At 70.3% G+C, this 15,524-nt stretch carries 16 protein-coding genes; 12 read left to right on the plus strand and 4 right to left on the minus strand.

The features are described 5' to 3' along the window. The first annotated feature begins 604 nt into the window (after positions 1 to 604). Both BAY60_RS37510 and BAY60_RS07310 read left to right on the plus strand, forming a co-directional pair. Positions 605 to 1,654, plus strand: a complete 1,050-nt coding sequence (locus BAY60_RS37510) for a hypothetical protein (RefSeq protein WP_211330198.1) — start codon at positions 605 to 607, stop codon at positions 1,652 to 1,654. 142 nt (positions 1,655 to 1,796) lie between these two features. After that, entirely contained in the window at positions 1,797 to 2,549 is a 753-nt protein-coding gene (locus BAY60_RS07310) for a hypothetical protein (protein WP_112280003.1), read from the plus strand. 83 nt (positions 2,550 to 2,632) lie between these two features. Here the strand turns inward: BAY60_RS07310 and BAY60_RS07315 are convergent, their stop codons facing one another. Continuing rightward, entirely contained in the window at positions 2,633 to 4,018 is a 1,386-nt protein-coding gene (locus BAY60_RS07315) for an ABC1 kinase family protein (protein ID WP_112280004.1), read from the minus strand. Between the two features lie 167 nt (positions 4,019 to 4,185). Between BAY60_RS07315 and BAY60_RS07320 the strand changes: the two genes are divergently transcribed. Beyond that, complete coding sequence (locus BAY60_RS07320; protein WP_112280005.1) at positions 4,186 to 4,518, plus strand: twin-arginine translocase TatA/TatE family subunit; 333 nt, start codon at positions 4,186 to 4,188, stop codon at positions 4,516 to 4,518. A 1-nt stretch (position 4,519) separates the two neighbouring features. On the opposite strand, the gene BAY60_RS07325 is transcribed toward BAY60_RS07320, so the two are convergent. Next, on the minus strand, positions 4,520 to 4,819 hold the full coding sequence (locus BAY60_RS07325) for a hypothetical protein (protein WP_146770980.1): 300 nt from the start codon (positions 4,817 to 4,819) through the stop codon (positions 4,520 to 4,522). Between the two features lie 562 nt (positions 4,820 to 5,381). On the opposite strand from BAY60_RS07325, the gene BAY60_RS07330 reads away from it, so the two are divergent. Then, positions 5,382 to 6,626: an AMP-binding protein gene (locus BAY60_RS07330; RefSeq protein ID WP_170160323.1), complete on the plus strand. Its 1,245-nt coding sequence runs from the start codon at positions 5,382 to 5,384 to the stop codon at positions 6,624 to 6,626. A 48-nt stretch (positions 6,627 to 6,674) separates the two neighbouring features. On the opposite strand, the gene tgmC is transcribed toward BAY60_RS07330, so the two are convergent. Continuing rightward, positions 6,675 to 7,811 carry an ATP-grasp peptide maturase system methyltransferase gene (gene tgmC, locus BAY60_RS07335; protein WP_112280008.1) on the minus strand — a complete coding sequence of 379 codons (1,137 nt, stop codon included), beginning with the start codon at positions 7,809 to 7,811 and terminating at the stop codon, positions 6,675 to 6,677. A 150-nt stretch (positions 7,812 to 7,961) separates the two neighbouring features. Here tgmC and BAY60_RS07340 point away from each other — a divergent pair, with 150 nt between their 5' ends. The 6 genes from BAY60_RS07340 (at position 7,962) to BAY60_RS07365 (ending at position 11,499) form a co-directional block, all read left to right on the plus strand. Next, positions 7,962 to 8,357, plus strand: coding sequence for a helix-turn-helix domain-containing protein (locus BAY60_RS07340; protein ID WP_112280778.1), 396 nt, complete (start codon positions 7,962 to 7,964; stop codon positions 8,355 to 8,357). A gap of 5 nt (positions 8,358 to 8,362) precedes the next feature. Then, positions 8,363 to 9,046 (plus strand): hypothetical protein, encoded by a 684-nt coding sequence (locus tag BAY60_RS07345; RefSeq protein ID WP_112280009.1) that lies wholly within the window; start codon positions 8,363 to 8,365, stop codon positions 9,044 to 9,046. Between the two features lie 139 nt (positions 9,047 to 9,185). Next, positions 9,186 to 9,482 carry a DUF2516 family protein gene (locus BAY60_RS07350; RefSeq protein ID WP_112280010.1) on the plus strand — a complete coding sequence of 99 codons (297 nt, stop codon included), beginning with the start codon at positions 9,186 to 9,188 and terminating at the stop codon, positions 9,480 to 9,482. Between the two features lie 13 nt (positions 9,483 to 9,495). Then, entirely contained in the window at positions 9,496 to 10,038 is a 543-nt protein-coding gene (locus tag BAY60_RS07355) for a YbaK/EbsC family protein (RefSeq protein WP_112280011.1), read from the plus strand. 19 nt (positions 10,039 to 10,057) lie between these two features. Beyond that, positions 10,058 to 10,504 carry an SRPBCC family protein gene (locus BAY60_RS07360; RefSeq protein ID WP_112280012.1) on the plus strand — a complete coding sequence of 149 codons (447 nt, stop codon included), beginning with the start codon at positions 10,058 to 10,060 and terminating at the stop codon, positions 10,502 to 10,504. Continuing rightward, positions 10,501 to 11,499 carry an NADP-dependent oxidoreductase gene (locus tag BAY60_RS07365; protein ID WP_112280013.1) on the plus strand — a complete coding sequence of 333 codons (999 nt, stop codon included), beginning with the start codon at positions 10,501 to 10,503 and terminating at the stop codon, positions 11,497 to 11,499. The genes BAY60_RS07360 and BAY60_RS07365 overlap by 4 nt, the downstream gene beginning before the upstream one ends. 433 nt (positions 11,500 to 11,932) lie before the next feature. On the opposite strand, the gene BAY60_RS07370 is transcribed toward BAY60_RS07365, so the two are convergent. Then, on the minus strand, positions 11,933 to 12,877 hold the full coding sequence (locus tag BAY60_RS07370) for a methionyl-tRNA formyltransferase (RefSeq protein WP_112280014.1): 945 nt from the start codon (positions 12,875 to 12,877) through the stop codon (positions 11,933 to 11,935). Between the two features lie 179 nt (positions 12,878 to 13,056). Between BAY60_RS07370 and BAY60_RS07375 the strand changes: the two genes are divergently transcribed. Next, a complete protein-coding gene (locus tag BAY60_RS07375; RefSeq protein WP_112280779.1) occupies positions 13,057 to 14,409 on the plus strand; it encodes a lysine N(6)-hydroxylase/L-ornithine N(5)-oxygenase family protein in 1,353 nt (450 codons plus the stop codon). 59 nt (positions 14,410 to 14,468) lie between these two features. Continuing rightward, the gene (locus BAY60_RS07380; protein ID WP_112280015.1) at positions 14,469 to 15,512 is read left to right on the plus strand and encodes an iron-siderophore ABC transporter substrate-binding protein; all 1,044 of its coding nucleotides are present in this window, start codon (positions 14,469 to 14,471) and stop codon (positions 15,510 to 15,512) included. The last annotated feature ends 12 nt before the right edge of the window (positions 15,513 to 15,524 follow it).

Consider the following 15,524-nt stretch of genomic DNA (forward strand, 5'->3'; position numbering starts at 1 on the left):
CGGTCGGGAGCGCAGCGGCAACCGGTTCACCACAGTGGGTGCCGTGTCGCCGTCCTGCCGGAGGGCGCGCTGTCCGATGGGTCGAATATGGACACTGTCGGTGACGAACAGCCACACGAGAGGCGATTGGCGACGCTGCCGTGTCGACTGTCCGCTGTGTACCGGCGGGTTACGTATCGCTTTGCGATCAATGGAGCGGCCCTTGTACCTGTTGGGCGATTGCGTCAACCTGTTCGGGTTTCGCCCGCCGGTTTCTCATGGCGATGTGGACAGTGGCGGACAAGAGTCTTGATGGTCTTCAACCGCGTCGATGGTGCGCCACGAGGCTGGTGCGTCGCGACTAGAAAGACGGGGAGTACTCTTAGTGTCCAGAACGATCCGAGCATTCAGTGCCGGATTGCTGGGACTTGGTGTGGCGCTGCTGCCAACCGCGGTCTCGGCTTCCGCCGCTGAATCGGGTGGAAGCAGCGGTATGCAATCCGCGCTTCACGTGCTGGGGGCGGCATCCGACAGCCGGTCCCACGTGGCGAGCGATTGTGACTCCGCGGTCCAGTTGGCATCTCACGGTGCGAGCCCGCGTGACTGTGCCACACCGCCGAAGACGGTGACCCTGCCGTCGGGCAGCCAGGTGTACTACACCAACGGGGACAGCTCGCACCTCGTGTTCCCCGAGGTCGCCCCGGGTACCACGATCGTCATCCACAAACCGCAGGGGTCGGAGTCGACGACGGTCGGCGAGGACGCGCTCCCGCCGGGGACGGTCATCAACTACTACTGCGACGGCGACGTCGACAGCATCGTGGTGGATGACACGGGTTCCTACTTCGTGATCATCCACGGCCCCGCGCCGGCCCCGGAGCCCGGCCCAGCGCCGGAACCGGCACCTGAGCCCGCACCGGAACCGGCGCCGGAGCCTGCACCGGAACCGGCGCCGGAGCCTGCACCGGAACCGGCGCCGGAGCCTGCACCGGAACCGGCGCCGGAGCCTGCACCGGAACCGGCGCCGGAGCCTGCACCGGAACCGGCGCCGGAGCCTGCACCGGAACCGGCGCCGGAGCCTGCACCGGAACCGGCGCCGGAGCCTGCGCCGGAGCCTGCGCCGGAGCCTGCGCCGGAGCCTGCGCCGGAGCCTGCGCCGGAGCCTGCGCCGGAGCCTGCGCCGGAGCCTGCGCCGGAGCCTGCGCCGGAGCCTGCGCCGGAGCCTGCGCCGGAGCCTGCGCCGGAGCCTGCGCCGGAGCCTGCGCCGGAGCCTGCGCCGGAACCGGCGCCGGAGCCTGCACCGGAACCGGCGCCGGAGCCTGCACCGGAACCGGCGCCGGAACCGGCGCCGGAGCCCGCGCCCGAGCCTGCTCCCGAACCGGCACCGGAGCCCGCGCCCGAGCCTGCTCCCGAGCCGGAGCCTGCACCGGAACCGACTCCGGGTCCGCCGCCGTGCAAGGAGTGCGCCTTCAGCCAGCCGCTCGAGGACCAGGACGGGTCAGCTCCGTCGCTGACCGCGCCGCCGGAGTCGGGCAGCGGAACGTTGTCGCCGACCGTCGACGGCCTGCTGGGCGGCAGTGGCCTGACCCCGAACGTCGGCAGCGTCACGGACGCGGTGACGACACCGCAGCACATGTTCAACGAGATCCTGCCGAACGGAATCCTGGGCGGCTGATCACGCAGGGAATGGAGGCCGGGTGGGGTACCGGGCAATCGGTGCCCCACTCCGGTCCCCGGCCCTCCCCGCCCACGTCCCAGCACCAGCGCACTGGTGCTCGCGGTCACCGTGGCCGCCCACTCTGGAAAAGGAATCAACCATGGCGGACTTGTACGACAACTTTCTGCCCCCGCTCGAAACCGAACCCGACCCAGTAGACAGCCGGCGGTCGTTCTTCCGGCGCGCAGGTCAGGCGAGCGCCGCGGCCGCGGCCGTCGTCGCGGGCGTCCCGCTGCTGGACGCGCGCAGCGCGTCGGCCCAGACCATGCGGACCGACCAGCTGCCGCTGCCCGGCGGCGACGGTGCGGGGCTGCTCCCGGAGATCGGTCAGACGATCAACTGCAGCTGCAACGCATTCGGCGCCACGCTGATCGTCAACCTGCCGCCGCCCGCGCCGCGGCTCAACTTCATCGGCAGCATCGTGGTGAAGGTGACCGTCGGCGGAGCGAACTTCGTGCGCCTTCAGGTGCTCAACCACACCGTCGAGGGTTTCCACGACATGTTCGGGAAGGTGACCATCCGGCTGCCCGACGTGGACGTGTCGCCGGAGAGCCTGCTCTCGGTCACCGGTCCGGGCAGCCTGCTGGCGAAGATGATGCTCAACTTCGACATCACCTTCGAGCGTTGCGGCAACTGCGAAGGCCCGTTCCTGTTCCGCACGCTCGAGCCCGCGCAGCTCGTCGGCAACGTCACCACGTTCCCGCCGCCGCCGCAGGGGACCAACCCGGACGGCAGCCCCAGCGGCGGCCAGCTGTACCGGATGGCCGCGCCCATCAAGATCGGCATGCCCGGTGACAGCCGCACCTACATGCGGCTCGACGGCATGAACATCAACGTGGGCCAGCTGGTCTGATTCGGACAGAAGCCAACCGGTGAAAGGCCAGTGCCGGTTCGCTCGCACGGAGGGGACGCGAGCGGACCGGCACTGCGCTGTTGTCAGGCCAGCCGCTCCTCCTCGGTGAGGCCGGCCTGCCACGCCCGCACCGCACGTTCCATCGTCCCGTGTACCAGGAAGGGCATGGCCTCGTGCTGGAAGTCGATGTCCGGGGCGTAGTCCCGGATCGTGCCCTCCAGGACGAGCAGCGACAGGATCGGGAACACGAACTGCGGGTCGGCGTACAGACCGTAGCGCCGCTGGATGTCGAACAGCTTGGTCGCGAAGCTCACGAGGTCGAAGTCCCCGGCACACACCCCCGAATGCGCGTCCACCAGGGCACTCAGCTCGCGGCGGAAGCCGTCGGTGTCGGTCGCCGGTCCCGGTGTCGCCGTCGAGAGGACGATGTCCGCACAGCGGAGGCCGTTGCCCTTGGCCATGTTCAGGAAGAAGCCCGCGAACTTGTCCTGTGCCTGCGGGGTGAGCCGGACCGTGAAGCCGGCGTCCACCAGCACCACGGAGCCGTCCTGGCGGAAGTAGAGGTTGCCGGGGTGCAGGTCGCAGTGCACAAGACCGTCCTGGAACAGCATCTGGTACACGCCGTGCAGTGCCTCCAGCACGGCCTTCTCCCTGACCTCCTCCTCGATCTCGTCCGGGCGCCGCTGCTGCAGTCCCTCGATGAACTCCATCACGATGACGTCCTTTCCGGACAGCTCCCGGTACGGCCGCGGCACGCGCACCCGCTCGAACCTCGCCATGTTGCGATACAGCTCGTCGAGGTGGTCGCACTCCGCGTTGAGGTCCAGCTGCCGGAAGATCGACTCGGTGAGCTGGTCGACGATCTCGGTGATCGGCACCCCACGCAGTCCGGGAAGCCGTCGCAGGAGCCGGGCGCCGCGGCGGAGAATGGTGAGGTCGGTGGCGAGTGTGCGCTCGATCCCGGGCCTGCGCACCTTGATGGCGACGCGTGAGCCGTCCGGAAGCTGCGCCGTGTACACACAGGCGACGCTGCCCGAGGCGGTCGCCGCGCCGCCGTCCCTGGCGACGATGCCGGCGAGCGCGGGACCCAGCAGCGGTTCGAGCAAGGGGACCAGCTCGCCGGGAGGGATGGGACGGACGTCGTCGTAGAGCCCGGACAGGGCCTCGCAGACCTGGCGCGGCACGAGATCACGACGGGTGCTGAGCAGCTGCGCGCTCTTGATGAAGGCAGGCCCGAGCTGGGTGATCGTCTCGGTCAGCCAGCGTTGCCACTCCGATTTTTCCCGCCTCCGCACCGCCCGGGTCAGCCTGCGGCGGCCGAGATCGGCGGTGCGGACGGCAAGAACGCCCGCGATGGTGCCGACCCTGCGAGTGAGGGTGAGTGCACCGACCGGAGGAATCTGGTTCCCGTCGCCCGAGGCGCGCGTCCCGCCATGCCGAAACAGGTGATCGAGTTCGGTTCGGGGCATCGACATGTCCTTTCAGCGGCGAACCGCGGGAACTGCTGGCTGGTGTGAACAGTAATCTTTCGCCTTGCCGGGGTCCGAAGCCCGCGCGTGGCGTTCAGCCGATCGACGGACAACCATGCCGTTTCGTTGCCGGTCGCGGTCGCCAGGAATACGGTTCCGCTATGGGAATGGGCGGATTCGCACCTTCGCACCTTCTGATTCTTCTCCTGGCCGTGATCGTGTTGTTCGGAGCACGCCGGCTTCCGGAGGCGGCACGGGGTCTGGGGCGGTCCCTGCGTGTCTTCAAGGCCGAGGTCGCCGATCGCGGCGCCACCGCGTCGGCGCAGCCTCCCGCCGCCTCGCCCGGCGCGACCACCGCCGCTGCCGGACCTGCCGCGCCTGCCGAGTCTGCCGACGCCCACGACCAGGCCACCGACGCGCAGCCGGTGCGGACCGTGGACTCGCTGGCGGCCGAGTGGAGCGGAGGCAAGCGGACCGAACGGCGCGAGGAAGCCGTGTGACTCACCTCGCGGTCAGCAGGTTGCCCAGGACCGACTCCGCCACCGCTCTGGCCCGGTAGAGCCTCGTGGAGTAGGTGTCGACGATGCGCTGACCGCTCTGTTCATGGCAGTACCAGCCGGGCCGGCCGCCTGCGAGGCCGCGGGCCTGGCGACGCAGCACCCACCAGGACTCCGCGGAGTCGCGGTGCGAAGGCAGGTACCACCACGTGTTCGACGGCGCATGCCGGATCCACCGGTGTTGCCGGTCGTGGGCCGAGCAGAACGCCAGCCTGCGGTGCGGCCCCGTGGTGGTCATCGTCACGGCGGGCTGCAGACAGTACGAGCATCGTCCACTGTGACCGTTGGTGTCCGAAGTGAACCAGGCCGGGTCGAAGGGAGCAGGTGGCGCGAACCGGCGGACGACCTCGGGAGGAGGCTGCCCGACGTCGTCGCCGCCGGCCGTCCAGATGACTCTGACCAAATCGGACCACCCATTTCCGGTTTCCGGCCGCAGGGGGTGTCACACCCCGGCCACTGGGGCGAAGTTAGCCGCGGGACCGATCCGGACGGAGCAGGTGACACCCGAGCCGGTGACAATGACGGCAATTGTCGCCGTCATTGTCGCGGTCCGTCACAACGGCGGGATAGATTTCTGCCCGAGCCGTACCGGCTCGCGTGTTCGCCGCTGGTTCGCCGGCCGTGTTCGCACGGTTCGTGATTCATCACGGTGCCCCGGCGGGCCCGAACGGGAGGGGACGACCATTCACGGGATCGAGGCGAGCATCGGGCTGCGGCCGCATGCGTCCAACGCTGCCGCCGACATCGTCGAGGGGCTGGTGGAGAGTTCGCAGCGCAGTCCTTTTGGGATGGTCAGCTTTCCCGACGTGGACCGTTCGATCCGCCTGGCCGATCTGGAGGCGATGTCGGCCCGGCGCGCGTCCTACCTGCTGTCGAACGGCATTCCCGCGACCGAGCCGGTCGGCGTTCTCGCCTCACACCGGCCGGAGTTCCTCGTGGACCTGTTCGGCGTTCTGCGCGCAGGCGCGACCGCGGTGGTCCTGCCGTTCAACCCGGGGGCACAGCACTACCGGGCGGGGCTGCAGACCATCGTGGAGGCCATGGACGCGGCGCGCCTGCAGTACGTGGTCGCCGGGGGTGCGCTGGAGACGGTCGGGGAGCGGCTGCTGGAGGTGCGGCCGGAGACCAAGCTCTGCGGCGCCGGGGTGGCGGACGCGCTCCTGCCGTTGCCCCGGCTGCACCACAGCCAGCCCGCACTGGTGCAGCTGTCGGCGGGGCCGGACGGCGAGCTCGTCTGCAACGCGTTCACGCACGGGCAGGTCGTGGCGGGTGTGCGCGCCGTGCGCTGGTCGGCGGGTCTCGGGCTGGAGGACGTGCTGGTGCAGTGGCTGCCGATGCACGACTCGCTCGGCCTGTTCGGGCTGCTGAGCCAGCTCTTCGTGGGGGGCAGGGTGCACGCCTTCGGCCCGCACCGGATGACCAGCGCGCCCGGCGACGTGCTCGCCTACCTCGCCAAGGTGCAGGCGACGGTGACCCTCGGCAGGGCGGGGTGCTACCTGCGGCTCAGCGAGGCGGCGCAGCACGCGAACGTGGCCAGGCAGGGCCTGACGCGCTGGAGGGTCGGGCTCATCGGCGGCGCGCTGGAACCGGACGTGCTGACCCGGTTCCGCGACGCCTTCGCCGCGGCGGGGGTGCGAGAGTCGACCCCGACGCCGATGTACCAGGTTCCGGCCGTGGCGTTCGCGGTGACCTGCAAGCAGCCGGACACCGAGCCGACCGTCGCGTCGGTGGACGAGCACCTGCTGCGGGGGCCCGGCAGGGTGGGCTTCGTGCCGGAGGACAGCGCGGCTCCGCGGATCCGGCTGGTGTCCTCCGGGTATCCGGTGGTGGGCATGCGGCTGCGCATCGTCGGGCCGGACGGCCGCCCCGCGCCCGCGAACGGCGTCGGGGACATCGAGGTCAGCGGCGGGGCGGTGTTCTCCGGCTACCACCGGGACCTGCGGCGCACGCTGCAGTCGCTGCGCAACGGCTGGTTCCGGACCGGGGACCGGGGCTTCCTGTGGAACGGTGAGCTCTTCGTCCTGCCCCGGGGCCAGCGCGCCGACGACTAGCGCCCTGTCGGGGTAGGGCCGTGCCCAAGGTGCCCTTCGGCTCGTCGATCAGCGCAGGGGCCAGGCGTGGTCGCCGAGGCGGAACTCCTGGTGCTCGCCGTCCACGGTGACGGCGAAGTCGCCGCGGGTGGGCTCGCCCAGCGCGAGCCACAGCTCGTAGGCCTCCTCCACGAGGTCCCAGAGCCTGCGCGGGCCGCCCTGCTCCACCCGGAACTCGCCGTCGACGGTCCGGTGCCCCGCCCAGGAACCGTCCGGATGCACCAGGTAGGAGGCGCCCTCGTCGTCCGGGTCGGCGGCCACCGTCACGCCGGGCAGCGCGAGCCCGGCGAAGAACTCGAACGGGCCCGCCGGATCCAGCACCGTCGACACCGGCAACGCCGTGGTGCCCTTCGCCGTGGCCACTCGCCCGGCGAGCACCCCGCCCGCGGCGGGCAGCCGGTGCGCGCGCATCGGCATGAACCGCCCGTCGTGCGGCAGCACCCGGCCCTGCCCGGTGGCGCCCTCGCCCGCGACGAGGCGCACCAGCCCCGCGCCGATCGGCCGGTTCAGCGTCGTGACGACCAGCCCACCCGGCCTGCACTGCTCCAGCCAGGCAGGCGGGATCCGCGACACCGAGCAGGTGCACAGCACGCGGTCGTACGGGGCGCGCTCCGGCAGGCCCAGCTCCCCGTCGGCGATCTCGCACCCGGGTGCGTAGCCGAGCGCGGCCAGGGAGGCCCGCGCGGGCAGCAGCACCGCGGGGTCGATGTCCACGGTGACGACGTTCTCGTCGCCGAGCCGGCAGCACAGCAGCGCCGCGTTGTAGCCGGTGCCGGTGCCGACCTCCAGTACCCGGTCGCCGTCGCGCACGCACAGCGCCTCCAGCATCACGGCCATGATTCCGGGCATGCTCGACGACGACGTGGGTACCCCGGAAACGGGTCCGTCGCGCCGGGCCTGCTCCCACCTGCCCGGGTCGTCGTCCAGCTGGGTCACCAGCGCGCAGTCGGAATAGCAGGTCTCCAGCCAGCCCGCGTCACCGTCGGCCACCGCGAGCCAGCGCGACCCCTCGGGCACGTAGAAGCGGGGCAGGAAGGCGTGCCGGGGCACCTGGCGGAACGCGCGGAGCCATCGCGGGTCGGTGGTGGCGCCGTCGCGGCGGAGCCGGTCCGCGAGGCGCCTGCGCTCCCGCGAGGCGAAGCTCATTCACCTCACAGTAGTCGCCCGAAGGGTGCAAGCAGGGTGCTTGCAAAAGTTAGCACTCGCGCGTACCGTCGAGGGTGTCGTGAGGAGGAGGTGCGAAAGCAGGTGACGGACACACCGGCAGCCGAGAGCAACGGTGCCGCGGCCGGGCCCATGGACAAGGTCGCCGACATCGGCCGTGACATCGGGGCCTACATCCGCCAGCAGCGCAGCCACGCCAAGATCTCCTTGCGGCAGCTGTCGAAACTGGCCGGTGTCTCCAACCCGTACCTCAGCCAGATCGAACGCGGGGTCCGCAAGCCGAGTGCGGAGATCCTGCAGCAGATCGCCAAGGGGTTGCGAATCTCGGCGGAGGCGCTTTACGTCCAGGCGGGGATCCTCGATCTGCCCGTCGGCGGCCCGGTGACCGACGCCATCCGCGCCGACACCGCGCTCTCCGAGCGCCAGAAGCAGGTTCTGCTCGACGTCTACGAGTCCTTCCGTCGGGAGAACCAGGTAGCCAGCACATCCGAACCCGAGCCAGAACCCGAGTCGAAACCCGAGGAGTGAACACCATGGCGACCGCCACTTCCGACGACCTCCGCAAGGCCGTCAACACCGCCTTCGAGCAGGTCAAGACGTCCCTGCTCGCCGCGCTGGGCGCGGGAAACCTGGCCAGCCACGCCGTCGTCGACGCCGTCAACAAGGCCAAGGAGCGCGTCACCGAGAGCAGCGACGCCGCGCGCAAGAACATCGAGGAGCTGCCCTCCGACGTCGACAGCCTGCGCGAGCGCTTCGAGCCCGCCGAGCTGCGCAAGCTGCTCGACGAGTACACCGAGGCGGCGCTGAAGCTCTACCACAAGCTCGCCGAGTCGGGCGAGGAGACGTGGGAGCGGCTGCGGGAGCAGCCGCAGGTCAGGCGCAGCATCGAGCAGCTCGAGGAGGTCCTGCAGACCGCGCAGGAGCGGGTCGGCGACGTCACCGGGGACGCCCGCGAGCGCGTCGACGAGGTGCTGGCCCGCGTCACCGGCCGCACCCGTGAGGTCGGCGAGGACACCGCGCTGAAGATGGAGGACGCGGCCGCGAAGGTCGAGGAGGTCACCAGCGAGGTCGCCGACAAGGTCGAGGAGACCTCGCCGGCCAGCCCGAAGACCACCACCAAGGCGACGCCGCGCACCGCGTCGGCCCGCAAGACCAGCTCGAGCACCAGCTCCAGCACCCGCAAGTCCACGGGCGGGAACAGCAAGTCCACCAAGTGACCGCACGCCCCGCAGGGCCCCGGGAACCGGTTCGGCCGGTACCCGGGGCCCTGTCGTGCGTGACGCCGCTCACCACCGCCGGGGGTGCCCGGCCGGAAGGCGTTCTCGCCTGCTGGGCGCACTGACGTACGCTGGTTGCGTGCCGCTTCTCGCGATGTGGATCGTCTGGGTCATCGACTGGGCCGGAACCCTTGTCGGCCTGGTCGCATTCGTGCACGCCGTGATGCAGAGAGCCGACGCGTACACCGCGATCGACCGGATGACCAAGCCGGTCTGGCTGGCGATCACCGGCGGCTCCACGGCGGCGATGCTGCTGTTCGGCTTCTACGGCGCCGGGATGATCTTCTGGCTCGCCGGGATCGTCGCCTCGCTCGTCTACATCGTGGACGTCCGGCCGAAGCTGATCGAGGTGCAGCGCGGCGGCCAGAGCTGGTGAGTACGGTTGCGGTGTGAGCAACTGGAACATCGCGGGAACCCTCACCGTCGTCCCGGCAGCTGAACGCCCCGACCTCGTCGCCACCCCCGTCGCCAAGGCGCTGACCGGCCTCGACGAGCAGCCCATCGGCGTCGCCGAGATCGACCCCACGCTGGCCGACACGGCCGAGTTCTGCGCCGCGTACTCTTCGCCGCTGGCGGCCTCCGCCAACTGTGTCGTCGTCGCGGGCAAGCGCGGCGGCGAGGTGCGGTACGCGGCGGCGATGATCCTCGCCACCACGCGGGCGGACGTCAACAACGTCATCCGGCGCAGGCTCGACGTGCGCAAGGCGTCGTTCGCGCCGATGGACGAGGCCGTCGCGCTCACCGGCATGGAGTACGGCGGCATCACCCCAATCGGCCTGCCGGAGGGCTGGCCGATCCTCGTGGACAGCGCCGTGGCCGACTCGCCCGAGCTGGTGATCGGCAGCGGCATCCGGGGCAGCAAGCTCCTGGTCACCGGTGCGCTGCTGGCCTCGCTGCCCGGCGCCGAGGTGATCGAGGGCCTCGCCAAGTAGCAGCGAAAGAGGAGAGCACATGGGAAAGGTCACGGCCACGGCCGAGCGCACGATCGACGCGCCCGCCGACCGGGTGCGCGCGCTCGTCGCGGACTACACCGAAACCCGCCCGAAGATCCTGACCGAGGCCTACCGCGACTACCAGGTCAGCGAGGGCGGAACGGGTGCGGGCACGGTCGCGCGCTGGACGCTGCAGGCGACGTCCAAGCGCGTCCGCGATGTCGCGGCCACGGTCAGCGAGCCGGCGCCGGGCACGCTGGTGGAGACCGACGCCAACTCCAGCATGGTGACCACGTGGACGGTCCGCGAGGCCGGTGAGCGGAGCCTCGTACGCATCCAGACCGAGTGGGAGGGGGCCGGCGGCATCGGCGGCTTCTTCGAGAAGACGTTCGCGCCCGGCGGGCTCAAGCGGATCTACGACGACGTGCTCGCCAACCTCGACGCGACGGCGAAGGAGTCCGCATGACCGCGACGGAGATCCGGCTCGCCTCCCGCCCGCACGGCACGCCGACGCTGGACGACTTCTCCGTCGTGGACGTCGAGGAGCCCGAGCCCGGCGCCGGGCAGCTGCTGGTGCGCAACATCTGGCTCTCCGTGGACCCCTACATGCGGGGCCGGATGAGCTCGGCCAAGAGCTACGCCGAGCCGTACGAGGTCGGCAAGGTCATGCAGGGCGGCGCGCTGGGCGAGGTCGTGAAGTCCGATGTGGATGGATTCGCTCCCGGGGACGTGGTGCTGCACGGCCTCGGCTGGCGCAGCCACGCCGTGCTCGACCCGAGGCATGTCGCCAGGGTGGACCCCGACGCCGCGCCGGTCACCACCTACCTCGGCGTGCTCGGCATGACGGGGCTGACCGCGTACGCCGGGCTGATGGAGGTCGCGGCGTTCCGTGAGGGCGACGCGGTGTTCGTCTCCGGCGGGGCGGGCGCGGTCGGTTCCGTCGTCGGCCAGCTGGCCAAGCGCAAGGGCGCGAGCCGGGTGGTCGGCAGCGCGGGCTCGGCGGAGAAGGTGCGCTGGCTGGTCGACGAGCTCGGCTTCGACGCCGCGTTCAACTACAAGGACGGCCCGGTGACCGAGCAGCTCGCCGAGGCGGCGCCGGACGGCATCGACGTCTACTTCGACAACGTGGGCGGCGAGCACCTCGAGGCCGCCATCGACGCCCTGAAGCTGCACGGCCGGATCGCCGTGTGCGGGATGATCTCGCAGTACAACGCCACGGAGCCGCCCTCGGCGCCGCGGAACCTGACGCAGGTCATCGCCAAGCGGTTCACGATGCGCGGGTTCCTCGTCGGCGACCACTACGACCTGCGGCCGCGCTTCCTGGAGGAGGTCGCGCCGCTGGTCCGGGACGGCGGGCTGAAGTACTCGGAGACCGTCGTGGAGGGCATCCGCAACGCCCCGCAGGCCTTCCTCGACCTGCTCGCCGGAGCCAACACGGGCAAGATGCTGGTCCGCGTCTGACCCGCCGGGTAGCGCCCGGAGTCGGTCCTCTCGGGTGCTCAGCGGATGTCCAGGGCAATGAGTGCGGCCGCGTCGTCATCGGCTGTGGCACTGCCCAGCTGGACGAGCCGCTGCACGACCCCGAGTCGTTCAGCGCCGACATCACCGAGCCGGGCAAGGGCTCAGCCACTCGCTCATGCCCGGGCTCGGCACGCAGCAACGCCAGCGCGGCGCGGCCGTCGAGCACGGCAGTCATGCCCCACCCGACCCGCGGGTGCCCTCTCCGGGCGTACCGGCAACCGTTGCGTCCGGGCTCCGGTCGTCCCTGGCCGCCTCAGCACGCCGATCGGCGATCAGTTCGTCGACGGCGCTGCCCCGGTGCGCCGCCGCCTGCGTGGCAACCCGGCTCTGCACGCGTCGCAGCAGGTGTTGCCACTCCTTCCGCCACTGAATGTCACGGGCGCGCGGTGAGGTAGCCGCCCATCGTGCGGAAGAAGTCGGTCGCCGCGTGCTCGGCGCCGTCGTCGGTGCGGACGCGTTCGAGGGCGAGCCCGTGGTTCTGCCCGTAGCGCGCGTCGGCGCCCGCGACGATCACGACGCCGTCGCCCTCGGGGATGAAGATCCGGCCCGGCGTGCCGCCGTAGCGGCCCCGCGACACCGATGCCCGCAGGATGTGGATGCGCTCGCCCTGGTAGAAGGTGAACGCGTTCGGGTACGGGTCGGACTGCGCGCGCACCAGGCGCTCGATGTCCTCGGCGGGCCAGGTCCAGTCGATGCGACTGTCCTCGATGGAGCGCTTGTGGAAGAAGCTGGCCTTCGTGCGGTCCTGCGGCGTCCAGTCCGTGCGGCCGGAGGCGATCAGCGCCAGCGACTCGGACACCGTGGGCTCGATGAGGTCGACGGTCTTGTGGAACAGGTCCGTCGCGGTGTCGCGTGGGCCCACCTCGACTGCCTTCTGCAGCACGATCGGCCCCGCGTCAAGCTCGTCGTCCATCATGTGCGCGGTGACGCCGACCTCCTTCTCGCCGTTGATGAGCGCCCAGATCAGCGGCGAGAAGCCCGCGTAGGCGGGCAGCAGCGAATCGTGCACGTTGAGCGTGCCGTGCCGCGGCAGCGTGAAGATCTCCGGCGGGATCCAGGTCCGCCAGTTGTTGGCCACGATGAGGTCGGGCTCGACCTCGCGCAGCCGCGCGGTGAGCTCGGCGTCCGGCCGGTTGCGCAGTGCCACCTCGACGCCGTGCTCGGCGGCCAGGTCGGCGACGGAGTCGGCCCAGATCCGCTCGTAGGCGTGGTCGGACTTCGGGTGCGTCACCACCAGCGCCACCTCGTGTTCCGAGTCGAGCAGCGCTCGTAGTGTCCGGTGGCCCCAGGTCTGGTAGCCGAACATGACGACCCGCATCGTTCCTCCGGTCCCTCGACGGCAAACGCGACGCAAACCGCCACAGTGAAGCAAGGCTTACCTAATCTGACAACCCTGCGCCGGAGGGATAAGGATCACCCACGAATGTACTAACTGAGGCTGCCCTTAGTTAGGTTAGGGTTGCCTGCGTCTGGGTGAAGTCGGCGATGGGACAGCTCATGTCACAGGCACTGCTGAAGGACGGTACTCCGGTCTACGACCTGGTGGGCGTGGGCTTCGGGCCGTCCAACCTGGCGCTCGCCATCGCGGTGGCCGAGCACAACGCGGCCAACGGCGGGGGCGCCGACGGCCCGGTGACCGCGCACTTCCTGGAGCGGCAGGAACGGTTCGGCTGGCACCGGGGCATGCTCATCGAGGACGCCACCATGCAGGTGTCCTTCCTCAAGGACCTCGTGACGCTGCGCAACCCGGCCAGCAGGTTCAGCTTCCTGGCCTACCTCCACGACCGCGGCAGGCTCGTCGACTTCGTCAACCAGAAGAACCTCTTCCCACTGCGGGTGGAGTTCCACGAGTACTTCGAGTGGGCCGCCGCGCAGGTGGACGACATGGTCTCCTACCAGCACGACGTGGTCGCCGTCCGGCCCGTGCACGACGGCGACCGGGTGGTCTTCTTCGACGTCGAGTCGGCCTCCGGCGAGGTGCACCGGGCCCGCAACCTCGTGGTGGCCACCGGGCTCGAACCGTATCTTCCGGAGGAGCTGCCGCCGTCCGAGCGGATCTGGCACAACAGCGAGCTGCTGCACCGCGTCGGCGAGGTGTCGGAGGCGTCCCGGTTCGTGGTGGTCGGCGCTGGCCAGAGCGCCGCCGAGGTCACCGCGTTCCTGCACGAGCGCTTTCCCGCCGCCGAGGTCTGCGCGGTGTTCTCCCGCTTCGGCTACAGCCCCTCCGACGACAGCGCGTTCGCCAACCGCATCTTCGATCCCGGCGCGGTGGACGAGTTCTACGGCGCGCCGGACGAGGTCAAGAACCGCATCATGGGTTACCACGCCAACACGAACTACTCCGTGGTGGACCTCGAGCTCATCGACGAGCTCTACCGGCGGCTCTACCGGGAGAAGGTGCTCGGTACCGAGCGGCTGCGGATCTTCAACTGTTCCGAGCCCGCCGAGGTGGCCGACACCGGCGACGGCCTGCGCATCACCGTCGCCTCGCTCACCACCGGTGAGCGCACGGTGCTCGACGCCGATGTGGCCGTCTACTCCACCGGTTACCGCCCCGGCGACTTCGCGCCATTGCTCGGCGAGGTCGCGGGCCACTGCCTGCGCGACGAGCAGGGCAGGCCGCTCGTCGAGCGGGACTACCGCGTGCGCACCGCCCCCGACGTCGTGGGCGGTGTCTACCTGCAGGGCGGCGGAACCGAGCACACGCACGGCATCACGTCGTCGCTGCTGTCCAACAACGCCGTGCGGTCGGGCGAGATCCTGCGCTCGATCCTCGACCGACGGCCCTCGCTGGGGGAGATCAGGCCTGCCGCGCAGTACGCGGTCAGTGGAAGCGGGCGCGCGCTCTGACAGCGCCGTCCGGGTCCGTCCCTGCCAGTTCTGTCAGGAAAACAGGAAGGTTGACCCCGATGTCTGCGAATACTGGGAAGCCGGCGAAGGCGCGCCTGCGCCTGCCAGCGGCGCTGCTGGCGCTGGTGCTCGGCGTGGTGCTGGCCGCGTGCGGCGGCTCCGGCGAGGAGCCGAGTGGCGGTGACACGTCGCCTGCGGCGCAGAGCGGCGCGTTCCCCGTGACCATCGAGCACAAGTACGGCACCACGGAGATCACCGAGCAGCCCAAGAAGGTCGTCACCCTCGGTCTGTCCGACCAGGACGCCGTGCTCGCACTCGGTGTCAAGCCGGTCGGTGTCGTGGACTGGTTCAAGGAGCGGCCGTACGGCAAGTGGCCGTGGACGAAGCAGCGCTGGGGCGGCACGCAGCCGGCGATCGTGGGCGAGCGCGACGAGTACAACATGGAGAAGGTCGCCGAGCTGCAGCCCGACGTCATCATCGCCCAGTACTCGGGCATGACGAAGGAGCAGTACGACAAGCTCTCGCAGATCGCTCCCGTCGTCGCGCAGCCGAAGGGCTACCCCGACTACGCGGCTCCGTGGAAGGACATGGCGCGGCCCATCGGCAAGGCGCTCGGCAGGGAAGACACGATGAACGACCTGATCGAGCAGACCGACCAGAAGTTCGCGAAGGTGCGCGAGCAGCACCCCGAGTTCGCCGAGGAAACGCTCACCGTGGCCGACAGCTTCGAGCCCGGCATCTACTCCGCGTTCACCAGCTCCGACCCGAAGGCGATCTTCTTCCGCGAGATGGGCTTCAAGCTCGACCCGAAGATCGACGAGCTGGCGCAGGAGGGCGCCAACGTCGCCGAACTCAGCTCCGAGCAGCTCGACGTGCTCGACACCGACCGGCTCGTGTGGGTCACCTCCAGCGAGGAGGCCAACGACCGCATCAAGGCCGAGCCGCTGTACCAGCGGCTGAAGGTGCACCAGCAGGGCCGTGACCTGTTCGTGCCGTACGAGAACCCGGACATCGGCGCCGCGTTCTCGTTCAACACCGTGCTGTCGATCCCCTACGCCATCGACCAGATGGTGCCGCGGCTGACCGGCCAGTCGGGCAAGTAAGAACGAAAGGCG

This window comes from Prauserella muralis, from assembly GCF_003202285.1.
GTDB classification, from domain to species: Bacteria; Actinomycetota; Actinomycetes; order Mycobacteriales; family Pseudonocardiaceae; genus Prauserella_B; species Prauserella_B muralis.

What these genes read in the sequence shown, in the direction of transcription:
- BAY60_RS07360 (WP_112280012.1), top strand. Translation starts at nt 10,058, where the DNA reads ATGGGAAAGGTCACGGCCACGGCCGAGCGCACGATCGACGCGCCCGCC.
- BAY60_RS07340 (WP_112280778.1), top strand. Translation starts at nt 7,962, where the DNA reads ATGGACAAGGTCGCCGACATCGGCCGTGACATCGGGGCCTACATCCGC.
- tgmC (WP_112280008.1), bottom strand. Translation starts at nt 7,811, where the DNA reads ATGAGCTTCGCCTCGCGGGAGCGCAGGCGCCTCGCGGACCGGCTCCGC.
- BAY60_RS07310 (WP_112280003.1), top strand. Translation starts at nt 1,797, where the DNA reads ATGGCGGACTTGTACGACAACTTTCTGCCCCCGCTCGAAACCGAACCC.
- BAY60_RS07375 (WP_112280779.1), top strand. Translation starts at nt 13,057, where the DNA reads ATGTCACAGGCACTGCTGAAGGACGGTACTCCGGTCTACGACCTGGTG.
- BAY60_RS07320 (WP_112280005.1), top strand. Translation starts at nt 4,186, where the DNA reads ATGGGCGGATTCGCACCTTCGCACCTTCTGATTCTTCTCCTGGCCGTG.
- BAY60_RS07365 (WP_112280013.1), top strand. Translation starts at nt 10,501, where the DNA reads ATGACCGCGACGGAGATCCGGCTCGCCTCCCGCCCGCACGGCACGCCG.
- BAY60_RS07380 (WP_112280015.1), top strand. Translation starts at nt 14,469, where the DNA reads ATGTCTGCGAATACTGGGAAGCCGGCGAAGGCGCGCCTGCGCCTGCCA.
- BAY60_RS07315 (WP_112280004.1), bottom strand. Translation starts at nt 4,018, where the DNA reads ATGCCCCGAACCGAACTCGATCACCTGTTTCGGCATGGCGGGACGCGC.
- BAY60_RS07345 (WP_112280009.1), top strand. Translation starts at nt 8,363, where the DNA reads ATGGCGACCGCCACTTCCGACGACCTCCGCAAGGCCGTCAACACCGCC.
- BAY60_RS07370 (WP_112280014.1), bottom strand. Translation starts at nt 12,877, where the DNA reads ATGCGGGTCGTCATGTTCGGCTACCAGACCTGGGGCCACCGGACACTA.